Genomic DNA, 26074 nt, shown 5'->3' with positions numbered 1-26074 from the left:
AACATATTTGAAAATCATTTGTAATTTCATAATTTGCGAGTCTTCAATAGTACTGAAACCCAATGACAGAAATTACTAGACTCTTCGACTTTCCATACTATCAATTGGAAAACAATAGCCTTGAAAAAGCTTTGGTGACAAAATATGATGGTGAATGGATTGCAACATCTACTCAAGAATATATTGACAAAGCCAATGCACTAAGTAGAGCACTTTTAAAACTTGGTATACAAAAAAACGATAAAATAGCTGTAATATCTTCAACCAACCGAACGGAATGGAACATTGTTGATATTGGAGTACTACAATTAGGTGCGCAAAATATTCCTATTTACCCAACAATTTCTGCTGAGGATTATGAATATGTATTAAACCATAGTGAGTCTATTTATTGCTTTGTATCAGACGAAGAAGTTTTAGAAAAAGTAAATAAAGTAATAGGAAACACTAAGCTAAAAGACGTATATTCTTTTAATCACATTAAAGGTTGCAAGCATTATTCTGAATTATTAGAGCTAGGTAAAGACACAAGTAATCAAGAAGAAGTTGAAGCCAGAAAAAACTCAGTAAAACCTGAAGACTTAGCAACTATTATATACACCTCTGGTACTACAGGAAGACCTAAAGGAGTTATGCTGTCTCATTGGAATATTACTAGTAATGCATTAGACTCCTCTAAAAGATTACCCATCATAAAAGGAGAAACTAGAATTTTAAGTTTCCTACCTATTTGCCATATTTTTGAGCGCGTACTCATATACATTTATCAATATGCTGGAACCTCCATTTACTTTGCCGAAGGTTTAGATAAAATTGGTGATAATGCTAAAGAAATAAAACCTCACCTTATGAGTGTTGTTCCGCGTTTACTTGAAAAAGTATACGATAAAATTATGGCTAAAGCCGAAGATCTTTCAGGCATCAAGCAAAAACTATTTTATTGGGCTGTTGAACTTGGCGAGCAATGGAAACCTTATAAACAAAATGGCTTTTGGTATGAATTTAAATTAAGTATTGCTCGCAAATTAATTTTCAGCAAATGGCAAGAAGCTCTTGGCGGAACTTTAAGCACAATGGTGTCTGGTAGTGCTCCACTTCAACCTAGGTTAACAAGAATTTTTTGTGCCGCAGGAATGCAAGTCATGGAAGGTTACGGACTTACTGAAACTTCGCCAGTTGTGTCGGTTGGTAAATACGCAGATAATATGTTTAAAGTTGGTAGTGTAGGCATACCAATAGATAACGTTGAAGTTAAAATTGCTGATGATGGAGAAGTTTTAATAAAAGGACCCAACGTTATGATGGGTTACTATAAAGATCCAGAAAAAACAGCTAGTGTAATGACTGACGACTATTTTCATACAGGAGACAAAGGTGAAATAGACCCTGAAGGCTTCCTTAAAATTACTGGTCGCAAAAAAGAAATGTTTAAAACCTCAGGTGGTAAATATATTATTCCACCTCTTTTAGAAGGGTACTTAAAACAATCCCGTTTTATTGAACAAGCAATGGTTATAGGTGAAGGCGAAAAAATGCCAGCTGCATTTATTCAACCTAACTTTGAGTTTGTTTCTGAATGGATAGAACGTAAAAAGAAAAATATAGAAAATTCTCCCGAAGCTATTTGTGCTTCAGAAGAAGTTATAAATAGAATTCAAAAAGAAGTTGACAATTGCAACAAGCATTTTGGTAAATGGGAACAGATAAAACGTTTTGAATTAACACCAGTTATTTGGTCAATTGATAGTGGTCATCTCACTCCTACTATGAAAATGAAACGAGATGTCATCAAAAACATTCATAAGGATCTTTACGATAAAATCTACAATTAATAAGCCTTAAAATTACAAACACCTTAATACAAGGTGTTTTTTTATGTTAAATTATCATTATTTATTATGCATGCATAATAAATTTTATTATATTTGAAAAGTTTAAAATTTTTGAATGAAAGACAAAACCATCGATTACGTATTGCGAACCACATGGTTAGCAGTAAACAAAATGTATAACGAAGAAGCCTCTAAGTTTGAAAGCACAATGGCTACAGGTTTTACCCTATTAAGCATTGACCCTGAAAAAGGAACGCCTTCAACCTCATTAGGCCCAAAAATGGGAATGGAAGCTACTTCATTATCCAGAATATTAAAAACTATGGAAACTCGTGGTTTAATTGAGCGCAAACCAAACCCAGAAGATGGTCGTGGTGTATTAATTCATCTCACAGAGTTTGGTAGAGAAAAAAGAGCCTACTCTCGCGAAAAGGTACTAACCTTTAACGAAGCTATTAGAGAAAATATCACACAAGAAAAAATCAATCACTTTTATGAAGTTGCTGAGTTGATTAACGATATGATTTCAAACAAAAAAATATACAAACAAGACAAATAACAATATATAATAATGAGTAAACGAATTATTAATAAAGTAGCAGTTATCGGATCCGGAATAATGGGTAGTGGTATTGCTTGCCACTTTGCCAATATTGGTGTGGAAGTACTACTGTTAGACATCGTTCCTAGAGAACTTACCGATGCCGAAAAAGCTAAAGGTTTAACACTAGAAGACAAAGTGGTTAGAAACCGTTTGGTAAACACCTCGTTACAAACCGCTTTAAAATCAAAACCCTCTCCTATTTATCATCAAAATTTTGCAAGCAGAATTACTACTGGTAATTTAGAAGATGATATTGCAAAAGTTGCTGATGTAGATTGGATTATTGAGGTGGTTGTAGAGCGCTTAGATATTAAAAAGAAAGTGTTTGAAACGCTTGACAAACATCGTAAACCAGGAACTTTGATTACTTCCAACACGTCTGGTATTCCTATTAAGTTTATGAGTGAAGGCAGAAGCGATGATTTTCAAGCACATTTCTGCGGAACGCACTTTTTTAATCCAGCACGTTACTTAAAATTATTCGAAATTATTCCAGGACCAAAAACATCGCAAGATGTTCTTGATTTCTTAAATGGTTATGGCGAACAATACTTAGGTAAAACTTCAGTGGTAGCGAAAGATACACCTGCTTTTATTGGAAACCGTATTGGTATTTTTGGTATACAATCGTTATTCCATCAAGTAAAAGATTTGGGTTTAACTATTGAAGAAGTTGATAAATTAACTGGTCCTGTTATTGGAAGACCAAAATCGGCTACTTTCCGTACTGTTGATGTGGTTGGATTAGATACTTTGGTACATGTTGCAAACGGTATTTATGACAATTGTCCTAACGATGAAGCTCATGAACTGTTTAAATTACCAGATTTCATCAGCACCATGATGGAAAACAAATGGTTAGGAAGCAAAACAGGTCAAGGGTTTTATAAAAAAGTAAAAGACGATAATGGTAAAAGCGAAATTTTATCATTAGATCTTGATACACTTGAATACAGATCGAAAAAATCAGCAAAATTTGCCACTTTAGAACTTACCAAAACAGTAGATAAAGTTATAGACCGCTTTCCAATTCTAGTTGACGGAAAAGATAAAGCAGGTGATTTTTATCGTAAAAATTTCGCTGCTATGTTTGCCTACGTTTCTAATAGAATTCCTGAAATTACCGATGAACTCTACAAGATTGATGATGCTATGAAAGCTGGTTTTGGTTGGGAACATGGTCCATTTCAAATTTGGGATGCTATTGGTGTAGAAAAAGGTTTGGAAATTATGAAGGCTGAAGGTTTAGAACCAGCTTCATGGGTAAACGACATGTTGGCTTCTGGTAGTAAATCGTTCTATACAGTAAAAGATGGAGCTTCGTATTTCTATGATATTCCTTCAAAAACACAAACCAAAATACCTGGTCAAGATGCATTTATCATTTTAGATAACATCAGAAAATCTAAAGAAGTATTCAAAAATACTGGTGTTGTTATTGAAGATTTAGGAGATGGTATATTAAACTGCGAATTCCAAAGTAAGATGAACACCATTGGTGGTGACGTACTTGCAGGATTGAACAAAGCAGTTGATTTAGCTGAAAAAGATTTCCAAGGATTAGTTATTGGTAATCAAGCTGCAAATTTTTCAGTTGGTGCCAATATTGGTATGATTTTCATGATGGCTGTAGAACAAGAATATGACGAGTTGAACATGGCTATCAAATACTTCCAAGACACCATGATGCGTATGCGCTACTCGGCTATTCCAACCGTTGCTGCACCTCATGGTATGACACTTGGTGGTGGTTGCGAATTATCGCTTCACGCTGATAAAGTTGTGGCTGCAGCTGAAACTTACATTGGACTTGTAGAGTTTGGTGTAGGTGTAATTCCTGGTGGTGGAGGCTCTAAAGAAATGGCTTTAAGAGCATCTGATTTATTCCACAAAGGCGATGTAAAACTTAACGTACTTCAAGAATATTTCTTAACAATTGGTATGGCTAAAGTATCAACTTCAGCTTACGAAGCTTTTGATTTAGGCATACTTCAAAAAGGAAAAGATGTTGTTGTTGTGAATAAAGATCGACAAATAGCAACTGCAAAAGCCTATGCTAAATTAATGGCAGAACAAGGTTACACACAACCTATAAAACGTAAAGACGTTAAGGTGTTAGGTAAACAAGCGCTAGGTATGTTCTTAGTAGGTACTGACTCTATGGAGGCAAGTAACTACATAAGTGAACACGACCAAAAAATCGCTAATAAGTTAGCTTACGTAATGGCTGGTGGTGATTTAAGTGAACCTACAGCTGTAAGCGAGCAGTATTTATTAGACCTAGAACGTGAAGCATTTTTAAGTCTTTGTACCGAACGTAAAACACTTGAGCGTATTCAGCACATGCTAAAAACAGGGAAACCTTTAAGAAACTAAGAAAACATGAAAACAGCATATATAGTAAAAGCATATAGAACAGCCGTTGGCAAGGCACCAAAAGGACTGTTCCGCTTTAAAAGAACCGATGAACTGGCAGCAGAAACCATCAAATACATGATGAAAGAACTGCCCAACCTTGACCCAAAACGTATTGACGATGTTATCGTTGGTAACGCTATGCCTGAAGGTGCACAAGGACTAAACATGGCACGTTTAATTTCATTAATGGGATTAGATATTGTAGATGTTCCTGGTGTTACCGTAAACCGTTTTTGTTCTTCAGGAATAGAAACCATTGGTATGGCTACTGCCAAAATACAAGCAGGAATGGCCGATTGTATTATTGCAGGTGGAGCTGAAAGTATGAGTGCAGTACCTATGACAGGTTTCAAACCAGAATTAAATTACGACACCGTAAAAGCTGGTCATGAAGATTATTATTGGGGAATGGGAAATACTGCAGAGGCTGTTGCAAACCAGTTTAAAGTCTCTCGTGAAGATCAAGATGAGTTTGCATACAATTCTCACATGAAAGCCTTAAAAGCGCAAGCTGAAGACCGTTTTCAAGATCAAATTGTTCCTATTAATGTAGAGCAAACATACATTGACGAAAACGGTAAAAAAGCAACCAAAACTTATACAGTAAATAAAGATGAAGGCCCAAGAAAAGGTACAAACCTAGAGGCTTTAGCTAAACTTCGTCCTGTTTTCGCTCAAGGCGGAAGCGTAACCGCTGGAAACTCATCGCAAATGAGTGATGGTGCTGCTTTTGTAATGGTAATGAGCGAAGACATGGTTAACGAATTAGGTTTAAAGCCTATTGCACGATTAGTAAGTTATGCTGCTGCTGGTGTTGAACCTCGTATTATGGGAATTGGTCCAGTAAAAGCTATTCCAAAGGCATTAGCTCAAGCAAATTTGAAACAAAACGATTTAGAACTTATTGAGCTTAACGAAGCTTTCGCATCGCAATCTATTGCTGTTATTCGCGAACTTGGGTTAAACCCAGACCTTGTTAATGTTAATGGTGGTGCTATTGCACTCGGTCATCCATTAGGTTGTACTGGAACTAAACTTTCAGTTCAACTGTTTGATGAAATGCGCAAACGCAATATGGCAGGTAAATATGGAGCTGTAACCATGTGTGTTGGTACAGGACAAGGTGCTTGCGGAATTTTTGAATTTTTAAACTAAACTTATTTAAACAATATACTGTAATGGAAGCAACAGAAAAAGATATTTTACGAGGTGGTCAATTCTTAGTTAAAGAAACTAGCTGTGAAGACATTTTTACTCCTGAAGATTTTTCAGAAGAACAACAAATGATGAAGGAATCGGTAATTGAATTTAACGACCGAGAAATTATCCCTAACAAAGCTCGATTTGAAGCTAAAGACTATGCTTTAACTGAAGAATGTATGAGAAAAGCTGGTGAAATGGGATTTTTAAGCGTTGCTGTTCCTGAAGAATATGGCGGAATGGGAATGGGATTTGTTTCTACTATGCTAGTATGCGATTACATTTCTAGTGGCACAGGATCTTTTAGTACTGCTTTTGGTGCGCATACTGGAATTGGAACCATGCCTATTACTCTTTATGGAACTGAAGAACAAAAACAAAAATATGTGCCAAAGTTGGCTTCTGGTGAATGGTTCGGAGCATACTGCTTAACCGAACCAGGTGCCGGAAGTGATGCTAACTCTGGTAAAACTACCGCTAAATTGTCCGATGATGGTAAACATTATATCATCAATGGTCAAAAAATGTGGATTTCAAATGCTGGATTCTGTGACCTTTTCATTGTGTTTGCTCGTATTGAGGACGATAAATACATTACAGGATTTATTGTTGAAAACAACCCTGAAAATGGTATTACTTTAGGTGAAGAAGAGCACAAGCTTGGTATTCGTGCAAGTTCTACTCGTCAAGTATTTTTTAACGACACAAAAGTACCAGTAGAAAACATGTTGTCAGAGCGTGGTAACGGTTTTAAAATTGCTATGAATGCCTTAAACGTAGGTCGTATTAAATTAGCTGCTGCTTGTTTAGATTCACAACGACGTATAACCACAAGTGGTGTGCAATATGCAACTGAACGTAAGCAATTTAAAACACCTATAGCTGAATTTGGAGCCATAAAATCTAAATTAGCTGAAATGGCTACTAATGCCTATACTGGTGAATCTGCGTGTTACAGAGCTGCAAAAAATATTGAAGACCGTATAGCTATAAGAATGTCTCAAGGCAATAGTCATCAAGAAGCAGAACTTAAAGGTGTTGAGGAATATGCTATTGAGTGTTCTATCTTAAAAGTTGCTGTTTCTGAAGACGTACAAAGTTGTGCAGATGAAGGTATCCAAATTTTTGGTGGTATGGGATTCTCTGAAGAAACACCTATGGAAGCTGCTTGGAGAGATGCTCGTATTGCTCGTATTTACGAAGGTACAAACGAAATTAACCGTATGCTTTCAGTAGGAATGTTAGTTAAAAAAGCTATGAAAGGTCATGTCGACTTATTAGGTCCTGCAATGGCTGTAAAAGATGAATTAATGGGTATTCCTTCTTTTGATATGCCAGATTATTCTGTGTTATTTTCAGAAGAAAAAGAAATGATTGCTAAACTTAAAAAAGTATTCTTAATGGTTGCTGGTGCTGCAGTTCAAAAATATGGACCAGACTTAGAAAAGCATCAACAATTAATGATGGCTGCTTCTAATATTTTAATTGAAATATATATGGCAGAGTCAACAATTTTAAGAACTGAGAAAAACGTTAAACGTTTTGGTGAAGACAAGCAAAAAGAACAAATAGCAATGGCTAAATTGTATTTGTTCAATGCTGTTGAACTTGTTAAGAAAAATGGTTTAGAAGGTATTGTATCCTTTGCTGACGGTGACGAGCAAAAAGCAATGCTTATGGGCTTAAAACGTTTTACAAAATACGCAAACTACCCTAATGTAGTTGAGCTAAGAAATACAATTGCTGAAAAAGTAAAAGCAGAAAATAAATATTGTTTTTAAAACAATAGGCTAGTTCAAATGTTGAAAAGTCGGCTAATTATAGCCGACTTTTTTATTACCTTTAAAAATCAATTACTGAATCCATGAAAAAAATTGTCTTATTAAGTGTTACTTTTTTGCTATCTGCTTTTGCTTTTCCTCAACAAGACACCGAAATATTTTTATTCAACATTGAATCTCCAAGTTCTAATATTAGTGTAACATCAGGAAAAAACATTTCTAATAATGAAGGTTATGACAACCAACCTTCTTTTATGAACAATGACTATATTTTATTTTCTTCAAACAGAAATGGTCAAACAGACATTATAAAATATCATACAAACTATGGTTCCAAAACGTGGTTAAACTTTACAGAAGGTGGAGAGTACACACCTTTAAAAATTCCGAATAAAGATGCAGTTTCAGCAGTAAGATTAGATCCTGATGGCAAACAGCGTTTATATGCGTACAGCTTAAAAACTTCAGAATCTACTGAAATAATCAAAGACCTTGTAGTTGCTTATTACACATGGTATGATGAAAACACAATTGTATCTGCTGTTATTGAAGACACCGAATTAAACCTTTATGTTACTGACGTTAATAAAGGTATTTCAAAAAAATACGCAACAAATGTTGGTCGTTCGTTTCATAAAATTCCAGATTCAAACTTAGTAAGCTTTATTTCAAAAGAGGATGAAACCCAATGGAAAATTAAATCTTTAAACCCAAAAACAGGAGCTATAAAAACCATTGCAAACACCATTGAGGGTGTTGAGGACATTTGTTGGCTTAATCATATAACTATTCTTTCAGGTAAAGGAAGTAGTTTACAAAAATTCACATTAAACAAAGACAACAATTGGAAGACCGTAACTGATTTATCTTCCTACGGAATTACAACTATTACAAGACTAACAACCAATCCTGAAGCTACCAAATTATTAATTGCTGCTGAAACTACTCAAGCAGAAATTCCTGTAAACACTGAAACAAAGCTCGAGCCAAAATTAGAAAATTGTGCTTGGATAGCTGGCAATTGGAAAGGGGAAGCGTTTGGTGGAATTACAGAAGAAAACTGGAGCAAACCATCAGGTGGCTCAATGATGGCGACGTTTAAATTAATTAACGACAACAAAGTTTCGTTTTACGAAATTGAAATTATTAGAGAGGTTGAAAACAGCTTAATCCTTCAGCTTAAACATTTTGATAGCCAATTACGAGGTTGGGAAACCAAGGATGAAACTGTAGATTTCCCTCTAAAAGAGATCACACCAAACAAAGTGATTTTTGAAGGCATGACCTTTGAACGCATCTCTGACAATGAAATGAATGTTTATGTTGACATTCACCAAAAAGATGGTTCAATAGAAGTCGTAAAATTCAACTATAAAAAGTAATTTTATTTAAGTATTGTATCCATAACACGTTCCTGCTCTGTGATGTTAGATAGGTTAATTGCTGTTTCAATTAACGCTAAATGCGAATACGCTTGTGGAAAATTACCTAAAAGTCGTTTGGTTTTAAAGTCTATATCTTCGCTAAACAACCCTAGATGATTACTATAAGACAATAGTTTATCAAATAGTTTTTTGGCTTTTTGCACCTCTCCTATTTTGTATAAACTATTTATAAACCAAAACGTACATATTGTAAATGACGACGATGGCAACCCAAAATCGTCTTTGTTTTTATATCGATATAATAAACCATCATTACTCAACTCTCTTTCAATAGCATTTACTGTACTTACATATTTAGGATCTCTAGCATCAATAAATCCATAAGGTTCCATTAGCAATACAGATGCATCCAAATCTGACGAACCATAAGATTGCGTAAAGGCTTTTACATCGTTATTCCAAGCGTTTTGCATTATATCTTCTCGTATTTCAGATTCTATAAGCTTCCACTTCATAATTTTATTAGTCTTGTTAAGTAACTTAGCAACTTTAATTGCTTTATCAACTGCTACCCAACACAGTACTTTTGAAAATGTGAAATGTCTATCTTCTGCTCTAAATTCCCAAATACCTTTATCAGCTTCTCGCCAGTGCTTGTTAACAACCCAAACAATACCTTTAGTAATTGTCCATAACTCTTCGGTATTTTCAATATCCATTGAAAAGTTTACAAACTGTTGGTGAATTACATCCATCAAAATACCATAAATGTCATTCTGCTTTTGTTTGTAAGCTGCATTACCTACCCTTACAGGACTTGAGTTTTTATAACCGCTTAAATGGTCTAATGAAAATTCGGTAAGTTTTTTCTCTTTATTAATACCATACATAATCTGAAGTTTTTCATCTTTATCAGGTATTAAATCGATTATGAATTTTAAGTAGCGTTTAGCTATATTTTTATGTCCTAATTTTGAAACCACTTTAATTACCATTGATGCATCTCGAATCCAGCAAAAACGGTAATCCCAATTTCTAACTTCTCCAATAGTTTCAGGCAATGAGGTTGTAGCTGCAGCTAAAACTGCTCCAGTTTTATCATATGTGAGCAACTTTAAAGTCATAGCGCTTCTAGCTATTTGCTTTTGGTATAGCTTGTAGGTTGGTGTTCTATCCATCCAGTTTAACCAATACACTTTAGTACGTTGGTGTTCCAAAAAGATACTATCCACAGTAGTCTCAAACACTTTTTCGTTATAACCTAAGAGAAAATATCCATCAGCAGTTAATTCAATTTCACCACCATTAACCACTTTTTGTTTATCAAAATTGGTATATAAAAATAAAGTATCAAACTTTTCACCATAGGTTAGGCTTACTATAAAATGGTCTTTCACATACATTTCAGTCTTTCCTTTAGCATACTCTAGTTTAGGGTTGTAATTAACCTTAAATGTTGGTTTCCCTGAAATATGCTTAAAATACCTAATAATTTCTGGTGGAGATTGGTAATCACCATTAGGCTTGTAGTATCGAGGCATAAAATCGTGCACCTCAAAAGTGTCAATTCCGTTACTGAATTTAGTAACTAAAATAGTAGTGTTTTCAATATAATCCTGAGTTATAGAAAAACTCTCATCTACTAAAATATCAAAGCTTCCTCCTATTTTTTCATCCAGAATTTTTGCAAAAACCGAAGACGAATCAAACTCTGGCAAACAACACCATTCTATAGCTCCTTTTTTTGAAATTAATGCTGCACTTCTACAATTTCCAATAATACCGTAATCTAAATTATCCATTAAATACTGCTTTAGGTATGGTTAACACTTAATTTTTCATTAAATTAACAAAATACACTTTAAAACCTATTATCTTAACCATAATTATGAGTAAAACAATAATTGTTTCCAATAGATTACCACTTCAAATTAAACTTGAAAACGACAATTCTTTAAAAATCACACCTAGTGTTGGCGGATTAGCCACAGGAATGAAATCGGTACATGCTGAAGGCAATGGAATTTGGGTTGGCTGGTCTGGACTCACTGAAGAAGAGATAGATAGCTCCACTAAAAAAAAGGTTGACGAAGCTGTAAAAAAAGAAAAATGCGTCGCCGTTTCATTAAACGAACAAGATGTAGAAAACTTCTATTTTGGGTTTAGTAACAAAACACTTTGGCCTTTGTTTCATTATTTTATGGAATACACCGAATTTGAAAAAGACCAATGGGAATCTTACCAAGAGGTGAATCAAAAATTTGCTGACGTAGTTTTAGAGCATATTGAAGATGGTGACAATGTTTGGGTGCATGATTATCAACTTTTACTATTACCAAAACTTATTAAAGACAAAAAGCCTAATACGACTATAGGTTTCTTTTTACACATACCTTACCCATCGTATGAAATTTTTAGAACTTTCCCATGGAGAGAACAATTGCTTGAAGGTATGTTAGGTGCGGATTTGCTTGGATTCCATACTTATGACTATGAACGTCATTTTTTAAGTTCGGTAAAACGAATATTAAGGCTAGATGTAAAGTTCAATAAAATAAATTATCATGACAGAGTTGTAACAGTAGATTCGTTTCCTATGGGAATTGATTACAACAAATTTCATGATGCTGCATTAACGCATACCAATCAAAATCCCAAAGAAAAATCGGAATTACAACGAAGACTAGACAACCACATTCAGTCTACTTCTAATGCTAAAATGGTACTCTCAATTGATAGGTTGGATTACACCAAAGGTATCCCAAACAGGCTAAGAGCTTTTGAGTACTTTTTAAACAAATACCCTCAATTTAAAGAAAAAGTACGCCTCATAATGCTTGCAGTTCCTTCGCGTTCCAATGTTCCTCAATATCAAAAACTAAAACGTGATACTGATGAACTTGTTGGTAGAATTAATGGTGAGTTTGCCACAGTAAGCTGGACTCCTATTTGGTATTTTTACCGCTCAATGCCTTTTGAAAACCTTATAGATCTTTACACCTCTTCAGATATTGCATTAATTACACCTGTAAGAGATGGGATGAATTTAGTAGCTAAAGAGTATGTTGCTACAAGAACAAATGAAGATGGTGTGCTTATTTTAAGTGAAATGGCTGGAGCTTCAAAAGAAATGAATGAGGCTTTACTTATCAATCCTAATAATTTTGAAGAAATAGCCGACACTTTAAAGCAAGCTATTGAAATGCCTACCGAAGAACAAAGTAAGCGTATGAAAATTCTACAAAAGCGATTAAAACGTTATACAGTTGAAAAATGGGCAGATGAGTTTATGAAATCATTAAACGCTACAAAAATCAAGGATACAGTAATGGTTTCTACACGACTGGACGATGCGCTTCAAAAGAAAATGTTATCTGATTACAATTCCGCTTCTAGCAAACTACTACTCTTAGATTACGATGGTACATTAGCTGGTTTTAAAAACGACCCAAAAGATGCTAAACCTGATGCTGAGCTTTTTGAACTCCTAGATACCATCGATCAACAAGAAAACACTGATGTAGTAATTATTAGTGGTAGAGACCAAGATACATTTAACGAATGGTTCAGTAAAAAAAGTTATACATTAATTACCGATCATGGTGTTTGGTTAAAAAAACAACATACCAATTGGGAAGCGCTCGAGCATTTAAAGAATGATTGGATGGCAAATATTCAACCTATATTAGAAACTTTTGTCGATAGAACTCCAGGTACATTTATTGAAAAGAAAAAATATTCTCTTGCATGGCATTATCGTAAAGCAGATCCTGAATTAGCTCAAATAAGAACTATAGAACTAAATACTGTATTAACCAGTTTAATTTCCAACGATAACTTAACAGTTCTCAAAGGCAACAAGGTTATTGAAATAAAAAGCAGTAACGTTAACAAAGGCAGAGCAGCACTAAGATTGCTTAACGAGAAGTCTTATGATTTTATATTTTCAATAGGTGATGACTGGACAGACGAATACATGTTTGAAGAACTTCCAGAATCAGCATATACTGTAAAAGTAGGTTTCAAAAAAACCAAAGCCAGATATTATGTTAAAGATACTGATGAAGTAAGAACTTTGTTGCGTAAATTCACAAAATAATAACAACACTTAAATCTAAAAACCAATTAAAGAAATAGAAGAACATTATTTCAAGACCGACAAAGAATGGAGAACATGGCTTCATAAAAACCATTCACTATCCAAAGGCATTTATCTTATTTTCTACAAAGTAGAACACGAAAATGAAAGTATGCGATGGGAAGAAGCTGTAAAAGTAGCCCTTTGTTATGGTTGGATAGATTCTACAGTTAAAAGTCTTGGTAACGGAAAACGCAGACAATATTTTTCACCTCGTAACCCTAAAAGTGTTTGGAGCGCTTTAAACAAGCGTTATATAGTTGATCTAATTACTGAAAATTTAATGCATGATGCAGGTCATAAAACTATTGAAATAGCAAAAGAAAACGGAAGTTGGTCTGTACTCGATGATGTTGAAAATGGTATTATCCCTGAAGATTTACAAATTGCTTTCAATGCAAACAAAACAGCATTTACCAACTACCAAAACTTTGCTCCATCATACAAAAAAGGATATTTGTATTGGCTCAATCAAGCTAAACGAGAAGCTACAAGAATAAAACGAATCTCTGAAATTATTGAATTGTGTAGTAAAAACATAAAATCAAGAAGTAGTAGGTAATATTTTAGTAACTTTAACTCTAGCTATTTATCAATTAACCATGTCTGAAGAAACTACCCAACCCAAAAAAAGGAAATGGAAGGTTAACTGGACCTCTGAAAAAGTAATGAGCACCTCTGCTCTTTTTATCAGTGTCATTTCTTTAATTGCATTAATTTATCAATCTTATTTAGCGAGAGAAGACAATAAACTTACTCAAAAACAGCAAAGTGCAAGTGTCTTACCGTATCTAAACCAATGGCAGAGTAATTACAATAATCACTTCCAGCTTATACTTGGTAATAAAGGTGTTGGTCCTGCTTTTATTAAAAAAGTAAAACTAACTTTAAACAACTCTAAAACATTTAATAACTCTGACGATTTATTTAATGAAATCTTCAATTCCTCTAAAGAGATTGACACAATACCAAAAGTAACTAGTGCATTGGTGAGTGGTTTTGTACTTCCAGCAAATGAACATATTAGCTTAATTGAAATTAATGGAAAATATAACATTGAAACATTTTTAAAGGTTTTAGAAACAAAAAATATTTCTTACGAAATCACCTATGAAGATGTATATGGAACGCAGTGGATTATAAACAATAATGAAGAAGATAAAAACAAAGCAAGTGTTCCAACTTTAATCTTAAAAGAGTAAACTCGCATTAACAAGAGTTTAAGATATTTTTAAGGAATATTATATATTTTTAGTGTTTCTTAACTTTTTTGTAAATCTTAAGCTTGAAACAAAAACGAAAACAACTCGCTAAAACCTCTAGAACATACAGAAAACTTCATCGTTATGTTGCAATTCCTTTAGTGTTTTTTATGTTTCTTTTAGGAGCTACAGGCTTACTTCTAACTTGGAAAGAACAATTTCAATTTAAACCCAAAACGCATGCTTCGTCCTCAAACACATTATCTCTAATATCATTAGATATAATTAGAGACAATGCAATAAAACATATAGAGTCTTTAAACCTTTCACCTGAAATCAACCGAATAGATTACAGACCAAATAAAGGTGTCACTAAAGTGAGGTTTGAAAATCACTTTACCGAAATTCAAATAGACTGTTACACAGGTGAAGTCCTATCAGTAAAACAAAGAACTGCTGATATTATTGAAATGATTCATGATGGTTCAATAATGGACTTTCTATTTAAAAACCAATCCACACCATTTAAACTTTTCTATTCAACTATCACATCCTTAGGGTTGATGTTGTTATCGTTTAGCGGATTTTGGTTATGGCTTAAACCCAAACAAATCAAACGTTTAAAAGACTAGAATATAAACGCTTGATTGTTTTTTTACGTAAATTTAAAACTCAATAATAATAAACACATGAAAAACGTCTTCTCAATCATTCTCTTCTTAAGTGCCTCATTACTTTTTGCCCAAGAGTTTTCAATGGATTTAGTAAAAAACATGAAACCACGAAATATAGGTCCTGGTGGAATGTCTGGTCGTGTTACAGCCATTGATGTAGTTACAAACAATCCTGATATTATGTACGTTGGTACAGCATCTGGTGGTTTATGGAAGTCAACCTCTGGAGGTATAAAATGGGAACCTATTTTTGACAACGAAGCTACTGCTTCAATAGGAGCTGTTGCTATACAACAATCAAACCCAAGTGTAATATGGGTTGGTACAGGAGAAGGAAACCCGAGAAATAGTCTTAATGGTGGTTATGGCATATACAAATCGCTTGATGGAGGTAAATCGTGGATGCTCATGGGACTTGAAAACACAAGACACATTCATAGAGTAATTATTGACCCAACTAATCCTAACGTAGTTTATGTTGCTGCAATTGGCTCTCCTTGGGGAGAACATCCTGAAAGAGGTATTTTTAAAACCACAAACGGAGGAGAAACATGGGAAAAAATCTTGTTTGCCAATAATAAAACTGGTGCTGCAGAATTAATCATGGATCCAACAAACCCAAACAAATTAATTGCTGCTCTATGGGAACACAAACGCGACCCTTGGTTTTTCAAATCTGGTGGTGAAGGTTCTGGCTTACACATTACACATGATGGCGGAAAAACATGGAAAAAAATAACTGATGAAGACGGATTGCCAAAAGGAGAATTAGGAAGAATTGGTCTTGCAATAGCACCAAACAAACCTAATATTGTATATGCATTAATAGAAGCTAAGAAAAATGGGTTTTACAAAAGTGAAGATGGAGGTTTTACTTGGAAAAAAGTAAATGACAACTTAAACGAAATAGGAAACAGACCCTTTTACTATGCCGAAATATATGTAGCTCCTGATAATGAAAATCGTGTGTATACCATTTTCACCTACGTAAATGTATCTGAAGATGGCGGAAAAAGCTTTGACCAACTTATGCCTGCTTATGGTGTAGATAATGGTGTGCATCCAGACCATCACGCATGGTGGATTCATCCTAACAATGGTAATTTTATGATAGATGGTAACGATGGTGGATTAAATATCACTAAAGATGGTGGAAAAACATGGCGATTTATTGGCAATATACCTGTAGCTCAATTTTATCACATCAATGTCGATAACGACTACCCTTACAATGTATATGGAGGCATGCAAGACAATGGTTCTTGGAGAGGTCCTGCTTACGTTTGGAAAACACAAGGTATTCGTAATAGCTACTGGCAAGAAATAAGTTTTGGTGATGGTTTTGATGTCGTTCCTGATAAAGACGACTCTCGTTATGGCTGGTCAATGAGTCAACAAGGTTATGTAAGCAGATACGATTGGGAAACAGGTAATAACCTTTTAGTAAGACCAACACATCCTGACCCAAATGTAGAATTACGTTTTAACTGGAATTCTGCAATTAATATTGATCCTTTTAATAATAGCACACTGTATTTTGGAAGTCAGTTTGTTCATAAATCAACTGATAAAGGTGAAACTTGGACAGTCATTTCAGAGGATTTAACCACTAACGACCCAGAAAAACTAAAACAATCAGAAAGTGGCGGATTAACAATGGATGCTACAGGTGCTGAAAACCACTGTACTATTTTGGTTATTGAACCTTCTCCTGTTGAAAAAAACATGTTGTGGATAGGAACTGATGATGGTCGTGTTCACGTTACTCAAAATGGTGGACAAACCTATACTGATGTGACCAAAAACATAAAAGGATTACCTAAAGGCAGTTGGATTCCTCAAATAAAAGCATCAAACAAAAACAAAGGAGAAGCATTGCTCATAGCTAATGATTACAGACGTTTTAATTACACACCTTATGCATACAGAACCAAAGACTATGGTAAAACATGGACACGTATTGTAGATGAAAATGATGTAAAAAGCTATACACTCTCAATTGTTGAAGATATTGAAGAACCAAACCTATTATTTTTAGGAACTGACGACGGTTTATACATTTCCTTAAACGCAGGAGAAAGTTGGACTAAATGGACAGAAGGCTTCCCTACTACATCTGTAAAAGATTTAGTAATTCATCCAAGAGAGCACGATTTAGTAATAGGTACTTTTGGTAGAGCTGCTTGGGTTTTAGATGACATAAGACCTTTACGCGCTCTGGCTAAAAACAAACAAGTATTACAACAAAAAGTAGAGTTATTTCAACCTCCTACAGCTATTCAAGCTGCATACCAACAACCAACAGGAAGTCGCTTTGGAGCTGATGCTTTATACAATGGAGAAAACAGAAGCTATGGTGCTCAATTGTCATATTATGTAAATATTGATACTCAAAAAGAAGACGCAAAAGAGGAAGCTTCAAATGAAGACGAAGAAACTTCTTCTGAAAAAACTAATGACGCAAAATGGGATTCATTAACATTAAAAATTTATGATGGAGAGCGTTTAATAAGAACATTAAAACAAAAAGCGCCTAAAGAAACAGGTATTCATAAATGGACTTGGTATATGGATGAAGCTGGTGTTGAAAGAGCTTCTAGACGAAATAGAACCAGAAACAGTGAACCTGGAGGTGTTAGTGTTAAACCAGGCACTTACAAAGCTGTTTTAAGTTTTGGAGACCAGTCTTCAGAAAAACAAATTACAGTAATGTATGACCCAAGATTAAATATTTCTACAGCAAATATCAATGAAGTTTACAATACTTTAAAAGATTTAGAAAGCGCTCAAGAAACTATGGCTAATGCTGTAAAACAACTTGTTGAAAGCAAAGAAATAGCTGAGAAATTTCAGTCTGAACTTAAAAAACTAGATAAAGAAAAATATAAAGACGATATAAAATCATCTAAAGACATCGTCAAAAAAATAGATGAAATTATTGATATTTATTTAGGAAAAGTTGACGAAAGACAAGGTATTACCAGAAACCCAGAAGTTACCATCAACACAAGACTTAGTCTTGCAAGAGGTTATGTTCAAGATAGTCAAAACGGTATCACAACTACCGAAACTACGTTAATTAAAAACTTTAAAGACGCTTTAAATAGTGCGCTTGAAAAAACCAACACCTTCTTTAATGAAGACTGGAAATCGTATCAAACAAAAATGGAACAGTTACAAACTAATCCGTTTAAAGACATATCAACCTTTAAACTCAATTAATTATGAAAAACATTTTAATATTAGTGTTTTTTGCTACTATGCTGTCTTGTAAAAAAGACACTGAGAGCAAGAATGAAGCCCAAGCTAAAAGTATTGAACAGTACAGCATTGAACAGTTCATGAACAACGAAGCTGTAAGTGGAGGAAGTTTTTCTCCTGACAACTCCAAGCTTTTAATCTCAAGTAATCGCTCTGGTATTTTCAATGCGTACACAGTACCTACAACAGGTGGTGAATACACACAAATTACAGCATCAGATAGCATTTCATACTTTGCTGTTTCTTACTTCCCTAATGATGAGCGTATGCTACTTTCTGCCGATGGGAATGGTGACGAAATAGACCATATTTATATGAGAGACACAAATGGTGAGATTAAAGATTTAACCCCTGAACAAGGAGCAAAATCTTCATTTTACGGTTGGTCTGCTGATAAAAACAGTTTTTATTTTGGGTCAAACAAAAGAGACGCTCGCTATTTTGATGTGTACAAAATGAGTATCGCTGATTTTTCTTCTGAATTAATTTACAAAAATAATGATGGTTTAAATTTCAGTGGAATTTCTAATGACGAAAATTATATTGCTTTAGTTGAATCTGTCAACACTAATGATAGCAACTTGTATTTATTCGACAGAAGTTCTAACGAAAAAACAAAAATCAATGACAACCTAAGTGCAAATGCATCTGAAGATTTTGCAGTTGATAGTAGTGCATTTTATTACACTACTGATGATGGCGAAGAGTTTTCATACTTAATGAAATATGATTTAGCGTCTAAAACAAAAACTAAAATTGTTCAAAAATCTTGGGATGTTAGTGGAGCTGGTTTTACTGATAAAGGGACTTACTTAGTAGTTTATGTAAATGAAGATGGTAAAAATGCTATTGAAGTTTTAGATAGCAACACATTACAACCAATAACACTACCTAATTTTGATAATAAAAGCATTACCAGTGTAAGTTTTTCAAAGGATGAAACATGGATGCGCCTGTATGTTGGTGGTTCCAATTCGCCTTCTGATTTATACACTTACAACTTGGAAACCAAAGAACAGCACAAACTCACCAATGTTTTAAACAAAGAGATTAATCCTGACGATTTAGTTACTGCTAAAGTTGTTCGTTTTAAGTCTTTTGATGGTACAACAATTCCTGCCATATATTATTTACCACATCAAGCATCTGCAGATAATAAAGTGCCTGCAATGGTTTGGGTTCATGGTGGTCCTGGAGGTCAAACACGTCAAAATTTCAGCTCTTTAATTCAGTATATGGTTAATCATGGATATGCTGTTTTAGCTGTGAATAATCGTGGAAGCAGTGGTTATGGTAAAACGTTTTTTAAAATGGATGATAAAAACCATGGCGAAAAAGATTTACAAGACTGTGTTGAAGGAAAAAATTGGTTAGCTGAGCAAGCTGAAATTAATTCTGAAAAAATAGGAATCATTGGTGGCTCTTATGGTGGATATATGACTATGGCAGCATTAACTTACACTCCAGAAGAGTTTGATGTTGGTGTTAATATATATGGTGTTACCAACTGGATGCGTACATTAAAAAGCATTCCGCCTTATTGGGAATCGTTTAGAGAATCATTATACTTAGAGTTGGGCGACCCTTATTCTGCTGATTCAACACGTTTAAAACAAATTTCTCCTCTTTTCCATACTGATAAGGTAACCAAACCTTTAATTGTTTTACAAGGAGCTAAAGACCCTAGAGTATTACAGGTTGAATCTGATGAAATTGTTGCTGGAGTAAGAAAAAATGGCGTTCCTGTTGAATATGTTTTATTTGAGGACGAAGGTCATGGATTTATAAAAAAGGAAAACCAAATTGAAGCTTACAGCAGAATTTTAAAATTCTTAGATGAACATCTTAAAAAAGAAAATGCACCTTTAGATGGTGAAACTCCCAAAACGGAAATAGATCCAAAAACCGAATAAACAAAACAAAAACGGCTAAACTTAGTTTAGCCGTTTTTTAATCTATAAGCTTTAATGCTTTACTATCTTCTATCTTTATTTGTTTGCCTTCTGTAGAAATTAATCCTTCTTTTTTAAATTGAGACAATATTCGTATTGCAGATTCTGTAGCAGTACCAACAATATTAGCATAGTCATCTCTAGTAAGTACTATATTTAAAAATCCATTATCATCTTCTCCAAAATTGGTTTGCAAATACAAAAGCGTTTCAGCTAAACGTTGCTTCACCGATTTTTGGGCCATATCAACAATAACGTTATCAGCAAGTTTTAGTTCCTCAGCCATATCTTTTAGCATATCCACCGAAAAATTGATGTTATGGGTTAAGTCGTGTATTATTTCGTGCTTTGGAATAAAACACACTTGCATATCATTTACAGCTACAGCACTTAGGTTAGCAGCCTCATCAGAAATTAAAGAACGTTGCCCTAACAAATCTCCTCTAACAACTAATTTTACAATTTGGTCTTTTCCGTTTGCACTTAATTTAGACAACTTACAAACACCATCCTTTATACAGTAAACACCATTAACATTATCACCTTCTTCAAAGATAACTTCCCCTTTTTTAATAGTGTGTGTTGTTTTACATCCAGAAAGTCGAATAAGGTCGTCCTTTTGTAACGCTCTTAAAGCATTAAACTGCCTGATAATACATTGTTCGCACTTGCTCATACCTTATTTTGAAGTGTTCTGTAAAAATAACTAAAACCTGATAAATATCATATTTTTTTTAGCCTTTGCTTTCAACCTTTGCAATAGGTATAAATGAGCAAATATTATGAAACAAGCTACATGTTTTCATTGTGGTGATAATTGTACAGTTGACCATATTGTTTACAACGAAAAAGACTTTTGTTGTAATGGTTGCAAAACCGTTTACGAGATTTTTTCTGAAAACGATTTAACCTGTTATTACGATTTACAACAAGCTCCTGGAGCTACACCAAAAGAAATTCAAGGTAAATATGATTTCCTGTCGGATGACGCTATAATTGAAAAGCTTACCGAATTTAATGATGATAAACACCAAATTGCAACCTTAACCATTCCGCATATTCATTGTAGTTCTTGCATCTGGATTTTAGAAAACCTCAACAAACTCAATGCAAATATTACTGCTTCACAGGTAAATTTTGGAAAAAAGACCGTAAGAATAACTTATAAAACCGAAGCCTTTTCATTAAAAGAAGCGGTACTTCTATTAAGTAAAATTGGTTACGAACCTTACATTTCTCTTGAAGATTTCAATACAGGAAAAAACAAAGTGAACCGTAGTTTAATTTACAAACTTGGTGTTGCTGGTTTTGCTTTTGGTAATGTGATGTTTTTATCGTTTCCAGAGTATTTTGAAGTCAATGAGTTCTGGCTAGAGCAGTACAAACCTGTGTTTCGTTGGCTCATGTTTACATTTTCGCTACCAGTAGTTTTTTATGCGGCTCAAGATTATTTTGTTTCGGCTTACAAAGGTTTAAAATCAAAACTTTTAAATATCGATATTCCTATTGCGCTTGGTATTTTAGTGTTGTTTATACGAAGTACAGCCGAAATTATTCTAGACCTAGGCACAGGCTTTTTCGATAGCTTAACAGGTTTGGTGTTCTTCTTATTACTTGGGAAATATTTTCAGCAACGCACCTACAATTTCTTATCGTTTGAGCGCGACTACAAATCGTACTTCCCTATTGCTGTGACTAAAATTTTAAACGGCATTGAAACACCAATTCAGGTTTATGACATAAAAAAAGGCGACCGATTATTAATTAGAAACGAAGAATTAATTCCTGTTGATGGCATTTTAATTAACGGAAACGCTAATATAGATTACAGTTTTGTTACAGGAGAATCTGAAGCCGTAAAAAAATCGTCTGGTGATAAACTTTTTGCAGGTGGCAAACAAACCTCTGGCAGTATTGAAATGGAAGCTTTAAATGCAGTTGAACAAAGTTACCTTACTCAACTTTGGAGCAACGATGTGTTTAATAAAAACAAAGAAGATAGCTTTACAACACTAACCAATACTATAAGCAAACGCTTTACTATTGCTGTGTTGAGCATTGCTTTTTTAGCTACAACATACTGGCTGTTTGCCGACTCAAGTAAAGCACTTAACGTATTTACTGCTGTGTTAATTATTGCTTGCCCTTGTGCTATTGCGCTTTCTGCTCCTTTTACTTTAGGGAATTTGTTACGCATTTTTGGGAAGTTAAAATTCTATTTAAAAAATGCTTCGGTAATTGAGCAGTTGGCAAAAATAGACACCTTTATTTTTGACAAAACAGGTACCATAACTTCCAACCAAAAAAGTAAAACAGCCTATAAAGGTGAAACGCTTACAGAAGAGGAAACAGTTATTTTAAGTAGTACACTTAGACATTCTAACCATCCATTGAGTCGATCGTTATACAACTTGCTTAAGCAAAACAACATTATAACCTTAAGCCATTTTGAAGAACATTTAGGTGAAGGTATTTATGGCGAAAGCAATAATCAATCGGTTAAAATAGGTTCTGCAAAATATGTTGGACAACTTCAACCAGAAACCGAATTAAGTACAGCTGTTCATATTAGCACCAATAACACATACAAAGGAAAGTTTACCTTTTACAATGCATACCGAAAAGGCATTTCAAAACTGTTTAACAAACTAAAAAAAGACTACGATTTAGCGATACTTTCGGGTGACAATGCAAGTGAATTAAATAACCTAAAAAAATTACTCCCAAGCAAAACCAAACTTATTTTCAATCAAAAACCAAACGATAAGCTAGAATACATTAAGCATCATCAAAACAATGGCGCTCAAGTACTCATGGTTGGTGATGGTTTAAACGATGCTGGTGCTTTAGCACAGAGTAATGTTGGCATTGCTATTTCAGAAAATATCAATGTGTTCTCGCCTGCTTGCGATGCCATTTTAGATGCTTCAAAATTCAATCAATTATACAACTATATAAAAGCTTCAAAAGGAGCTATTAAAATTATAAAATGGAGTTTTGTGTTCTCCTTTTTCTACAATGCTATTGGTTTATACTTTGCCATTACGGGTCAACTTATGCCTGTGATTGCAGCTATTTTAATGCCTTTAAGCTCCATAAGTATTGTTGTATTTACCACAATTGCAACAAACCTTTTAGGTCGAAAATTAAAATGAAAAAATTAATGAAACATGACAAATATCATCTTTTAAAAAGAGATGCCAACGTAATTTTGAACTATAACTTCAAGTAGGTATGAGTGTTATTTATGTATTACTAGCTATCAGCATTATCATTGCTATTGTCTTTTTTATTGGATTTATAAAAGCCGTAAAATCAGGACAGTACGATGATGACTATACACCATCTGTACGCATGCTGTTTGAAGACGAACTGGTTAAAAACAAAACCAATAAATCCATTAAAAATCAAAAGTCTAACTAATTATTATGGAAGTACAACAATTTTATTACGACAACAAGATTGTTAAAAAATTCTTACTCGCTACCATGCTTTGGGGTGTTGTGGGTATGCTTGTAGGTTTACTACTAGCCTTTATGTTCTTGTTCCCTAACCTAACCGACGGTATTTCGTGGTTAAGCTTTGGTCGATTGAGACCTTTGCACACAAATGCTGTTATTTTTGCCTTTGTAGGTAACGCCATTTTTGCAGGTGTGTATTACTCTTCTCAACGTTTACTGAAAGCGAGAATGTTTAGTGATGCTTTGAGTAATATCAACTTTTGGGGTTGGCAACTTATAATTGTTGGAGCAGCAATTACACTTCCCTTAGGTTATACAACTAGTAAAGAATATGCCGAATTAGAATGGCCTTTTGATATAGCTATTACTATTGTATGGGTCGTATTTGGTTGGAACTTAATAGGAACAATTTTAAAACGTCGTCAACGTCACATGTATGTTGCCATTTGGTTTTATTTAGGCACATTTGTTACAGTTGCTGTTCTTCATATTTTTAACAGTTTAGAATTACCTATCAGCGGATTAAAAAGTTATTCAGTTTATGCAGGTGTTCAAGATGCCTTAGTACAATGGTGGTATGGACACAATGCAGTAGCATTCTTCTTAACAACTCCATTCTTAGGATTAATGTACTATTTTGTTCCAAAAGCGGCAGATAGACCTATTTACTCTTATAGATTGTCAATAGTACACTTTTGGTCATTAATATTTATTTATATCTGGGCAGGACCACATCACTTATTATATACTGCTTTACCAGAGTGGGCTCAAAATTTAGGTGTAGCATTTTCGGTAATGTTATTAATGCCTTCTTGGGGAGGAATGATAAATGGTCTATTAACATTAAGAGGCGCTTGGGATAAAGTACGTGTTGACCCTGTGTTAAAGTTTATGGTTGTTGCAATTACTGGTTATGGTATGGCAACCTTTGAAGGCCCAATGCTTTCACTTAAAAACGTAAATGCTATTGCACACTTTACCGATTGGGTTATTGCTCACGTACATGTTGGTGCTTTAGCTTGGAATGGCTTCTTAGCTTTTGGTATGATTTATTGGTTGATTCCAAGATTATTCAACACCAAGCTACACTCAACAAAATTGGCAAACTTCCACTTTTGGATTGGAACTTTAGGAATTATTATATATGCATTACCTATGTATGTTGCTGGATTTACTCAAGCAAGTATGTGGAAACAATTCAATCCTGACGGAACATTAGTTTACGGTAACTTTTTAGAAACTGTTTCTGAAATCATCCCAATGTACTGGATGCGTGCTATTGGAGGATCGTTATACATTATTGGAATGTTTGTCTTAGCTTACAACATAATTGTTACTATTAAAAAAGGTAGCAAGGTAAGCGATGAACTTGCTGAGGCTCCTGCTCTACAACGTGTTTCAAAAAGACGAATTGCTGGAGAAACCTTCCATACTTGGTTAGAGCGTAAACCAGTGCAACTAACTATACTAGCTACTATTACTATTTTAATTGGTGGTATTATTCAAATTATACCAACAATAATGGTAGAGTCTAATATCCCAACTATTTCAAGTGTTAAACCATACACACCTTTAGAACTTGAAGGTAGAGACATTTATATACGTGAAGGTTGTGTAAGCTGTCACTCACAAATGGTACGTCCTTTTAGAAGTGAAGTAGAACGCTATGGAGAATACAGTAAAGCCGGAGAATATGTATACGACCATCCTTTCCTTTGGGGAAGTAAACGTACAGGACCAGATTTGCATCGTGTAGGCGGAAAATATTCTGACAACTGGCACCTTAACCATATGTACGACCCACAAAGTACCTCATCAGGTTCTATTATGCCTGCTTATCAATGGTTGATTCGTGATGAACTTGATAAGTCTATGACTGAAGCTAAAATGAAAGCTATGGTAAAATTAGGAGTTCCTTATACCGAAGAGGATATTGCCAATGCACAACAAAGCATGACAGAACAAGGTACTCAAATTGAGAAAAACCTTTATACAGATCCTGATTTTGCTGAAAGCTACGAAGCTGATAAAAAAGCAGCTGGAAGCGAATTTATTGAAATGAGAAATAGAGAAATTACAGCTTTAATCGCTTATTTACAACGTCTTGGAACTGACATAAAAGTTCAAGAATTAGAAGCACAATTAACAACACAAAACCAATAAGTC

General features: G+C 34.3%; 17 protein-coding genes. 15 read left to right on the top strand and 2 right to left on the bottom strand.

Features of this window, described 5'->3' with window-relative positions:
• Positions 1 to 62: 62 nt before the first annotated feature.
• From ABD011_RS13265 to ABD011_RS13240, 6 genes are all read left to right on the top strand, one after another.
• Positions 63 to 1832, top strand: coding sequence for an AMP-dependent synthetase/ligase (locus ABD011_RS13265; RefSeq protein WP_262733058.1), 1770 nt, complete (start codon positions 63 to 65; stop codon positions 1830 to 1832).
• A 115-nt stretch (positions 1833 to 1947) separates the two neighbouring features.
• The gene (locus ABD011_RS13260; RefSeq protein ID WP_129761284.1) at positions 1948 to 2391 is read left to right on the top strand and encodes a MarR family winged helix-turn-helix transcriptional regulator; all 444 of its coding nucleotides are present in this window, start codon (positions 1948 to 1950) and stop codon (positions 2389 to 2391) included.
• 12 nt (positions 2392 to 2403) lie between these two features.
• A complete protein-coding gene (locus ABD011_RS13255; protein WP_343798996.1) occupies positions 2404 to 4812 on the top strand; it encodes a 3-hydroxyacyl-CoA dehydrogenase/enoyl-CoA hydratase family protein in 2409 nt (802 codons plus the stop codon).
• Between the two features lie 6 nt (positions 4813 to 4818).
• On the top strand, positions 4819 to 6009 hold the full coding sequence (locus ABD011_RS13250; RefSeq protein WP_129761281.1) for an acetyl-CoA C-acyltransferase: 1191 nt from the start codon (positions 4819 to 4821) through the stop codon (positions 6007 to 6009).
• Between the two features lie 23 nt (positions 6010 to 6032).
• Positions 6033 to 7835 carry an acyl-CoA dehydrogenase family protein gene (locus tag ABD011_RS13245; protein ID WP_343798994.1) on the top strand — a complete coding sequence of 601 codons (1803 nt, stop codon included), beginning with the start codon at positions 6033 to 6035 and terminating at the stop codon, positions 7833 to 7835.
• Positions 7836 to 7918: 83 nt separating this feature from the next.
• Positions 7919 to 9217, top strand: coding sequence for a DUF6265 family protein (locus ABD011_RS13240; RefSeq protein ID WP_343798992.1), 1299 nt, complete (start codon positions 7919 to 7921; stop codon positions 9215 to 9217).
• 2 nt (positions 9218 to 9219) lie between these two features.
• Here the strand turns inward: ABD011_RS13240 and ABD011_RS13235 are convergent, their stop codons facing one another.
• Entirely contained in the window at positions 9220 to 11022 is a 1803-nt protein-coding gene (locus ABD011_RS13235; protein ID WP_343798990.1) for a glycoside hydrolase family 15 protein, read from the bottom strand.
• Positions 11023 to 11108: 86 nt separating this feature from the next.
• Here ABD011_RS13235 and ABD011_RS13230 point away from each other — a divergent pair, with 86 nt between their 5' ends.
• The 6 genes from ABD011_RS13230 to ABD011_RS13205 all read left to right on the top strand — a co-directional run bounded on the left by ABD011_RS13230 (position 11109) and on the right by ABD011_RS13205 (position 20408).
• The gene (locus ABD011_RS13230; protein ID WP_343798988.1) at positions 11109 to 13319 is read left to right on the top strand and encodes a bifunctional alpha,alpha-trehalose-phosphate synthase (UDP-forming)/trehalose-phosphatase; all 2211 of its coding nucleotides are present in this window, start codon (positions 11109 to 11111) and stop codon (positions 13317 to 13319) included.
• Between the two features lie 25 nt (positions 13320 to 13344).
• Positions 13345 to 13920 carry a YdeI/OmpD-associated family protein gene (locus ABD011_RS13225; protein ID WP_343799247.1) on the top strand — a complete coding sequence of 192 codons (576 nt, stop codon included), beginning with the start codon at positions 13345 to 13347 and terminating at the stop codon, positions 13918 to 13920.
• A gap of 40 nt (positions 13921 to 13960) precedes the next feature.
• Positions 13961 to 14560: a hypothetical protein gene (locus ABD011_RS13220; protein WP_343798986.1), complete on the top strand. Its 600-nt coding sequence runs from the start codon at positions 13961 to 13963 to the stop codon at positions 14558 to 14560.
• 83 nt (positions 14561 to 14643) lie between these two features.
• Complete coding sequence (locus ABD011_RS13215; RefSeq protein ID WP_343798984.1) at positions 14644 to 15192, top strand: PepSY domain-containing protein; 549 nt, start codon at positions 14644 to 14646, stop codon at positions 15190 to 15192.
• A 57-nt stretch (positions 15193 to 15249) separates the two neighbouring features.
• Positions 15250 to 18456: a WD40/YVTN/BNR-like repeat-containing protein gene (locus ABD011_RS13210; RefSeq protein WP_343798981.1), complete on the top strand. Its 3207-nt coding sequence runs from the start codon at positions 15250 to 15252 to the stop codon at positions 18454 to 18456.
• 2 nt (positions 18457 to 18458) lie between these two features.
• Entirely contained in the window at positions 18459 to 20408 is a 1950-nt protein-coding gene (locus ABD011_RS13205; RefSeq protein WP_343798979.1) for a S9 family peptidase, read from the top strand.
• Positions 20409 to 20445: 37 nt separating this feature from the next.
• Here the strand turns inward: ABD011_RS13205 and ABD011_RS13200 are convergent, their stop codons facing one another.
• Positions 20446 to 21123, bottom strand: coding sequence for a Crp/Fnr family transcriptional regulator (locus ABD011_RS13200; RefSeq protein ID WP_343798977.1), 678 nt, complete (start codon positions 21121 to 21123; stop codon positions 20446 to 20448).
• A gap of 106 nt (positions 21124 to 21229) precedes the next feature.
• Between ABD011_RS13200 and ABD011_RS13195 the strand changes: the two genes are divergently transcribed.
• The 3 genes from ABD011_RS13195 (at position 21230) to ccoN (ending at position 26071) form a co-directional block, all read left to right on the top strand.
• Positions 21230 to 23602 (top strand): heavy metal translocating P-type ATPase, encoded by a 2373-nt coding sequence (locus ABD011_RS13195; protein WP_343798975.1) that lies wholly within the window; start codon positions 21230 to 21232, stop codon positions 23600 to 23602.
• A gap of 79 nt (positions 23603 to 23681) precedes the next feature.
• Positions 23682 to 23870: a cbb3-type cytochrome oxidase assembly protein CcoS gene (ccoS, locus tag ABD011_RS13190; RefSeq protein ID WP_129761269.1), complete on the top strand. Its 189-nt coding sequence runs from the start codon at positions 23682 to 23684 to the stop codon at positions 23868 to 23870.
• A 5-nt stretch (positions 23871 to 23875) separates the two neighbouring features.
• A complete protein-coding gene (gene ccoN, locus ABD011_RS13185) occupies positions 23876 to 26071 on the top strand; it encodes a cytochrome-c oxidase, cbb3-type subunit I (RefSeq protein WP_343798973.1) in 2196 nt (731 codons plus the stop codon).
• The last annotated feature ends 3 nt before the right edge of the window (positions 26072 to 26074 follow it).

It is taken from the genome of Gaetbulibacter jejuensis (genome assembly GCF_039524015.1).
Classification (GTDB): Bacteria; Bacteroidota; Bacteroidia; order Flavobacteriales; family Flavobacteriaceae; genus Gaetbulibacter_B; species Gaetbulibacter_B jejuensis.
Note: the sequence above shows the minus strand (reverse complement) of the source record. Positions and strands in the feature narration are given on the sequence as shown.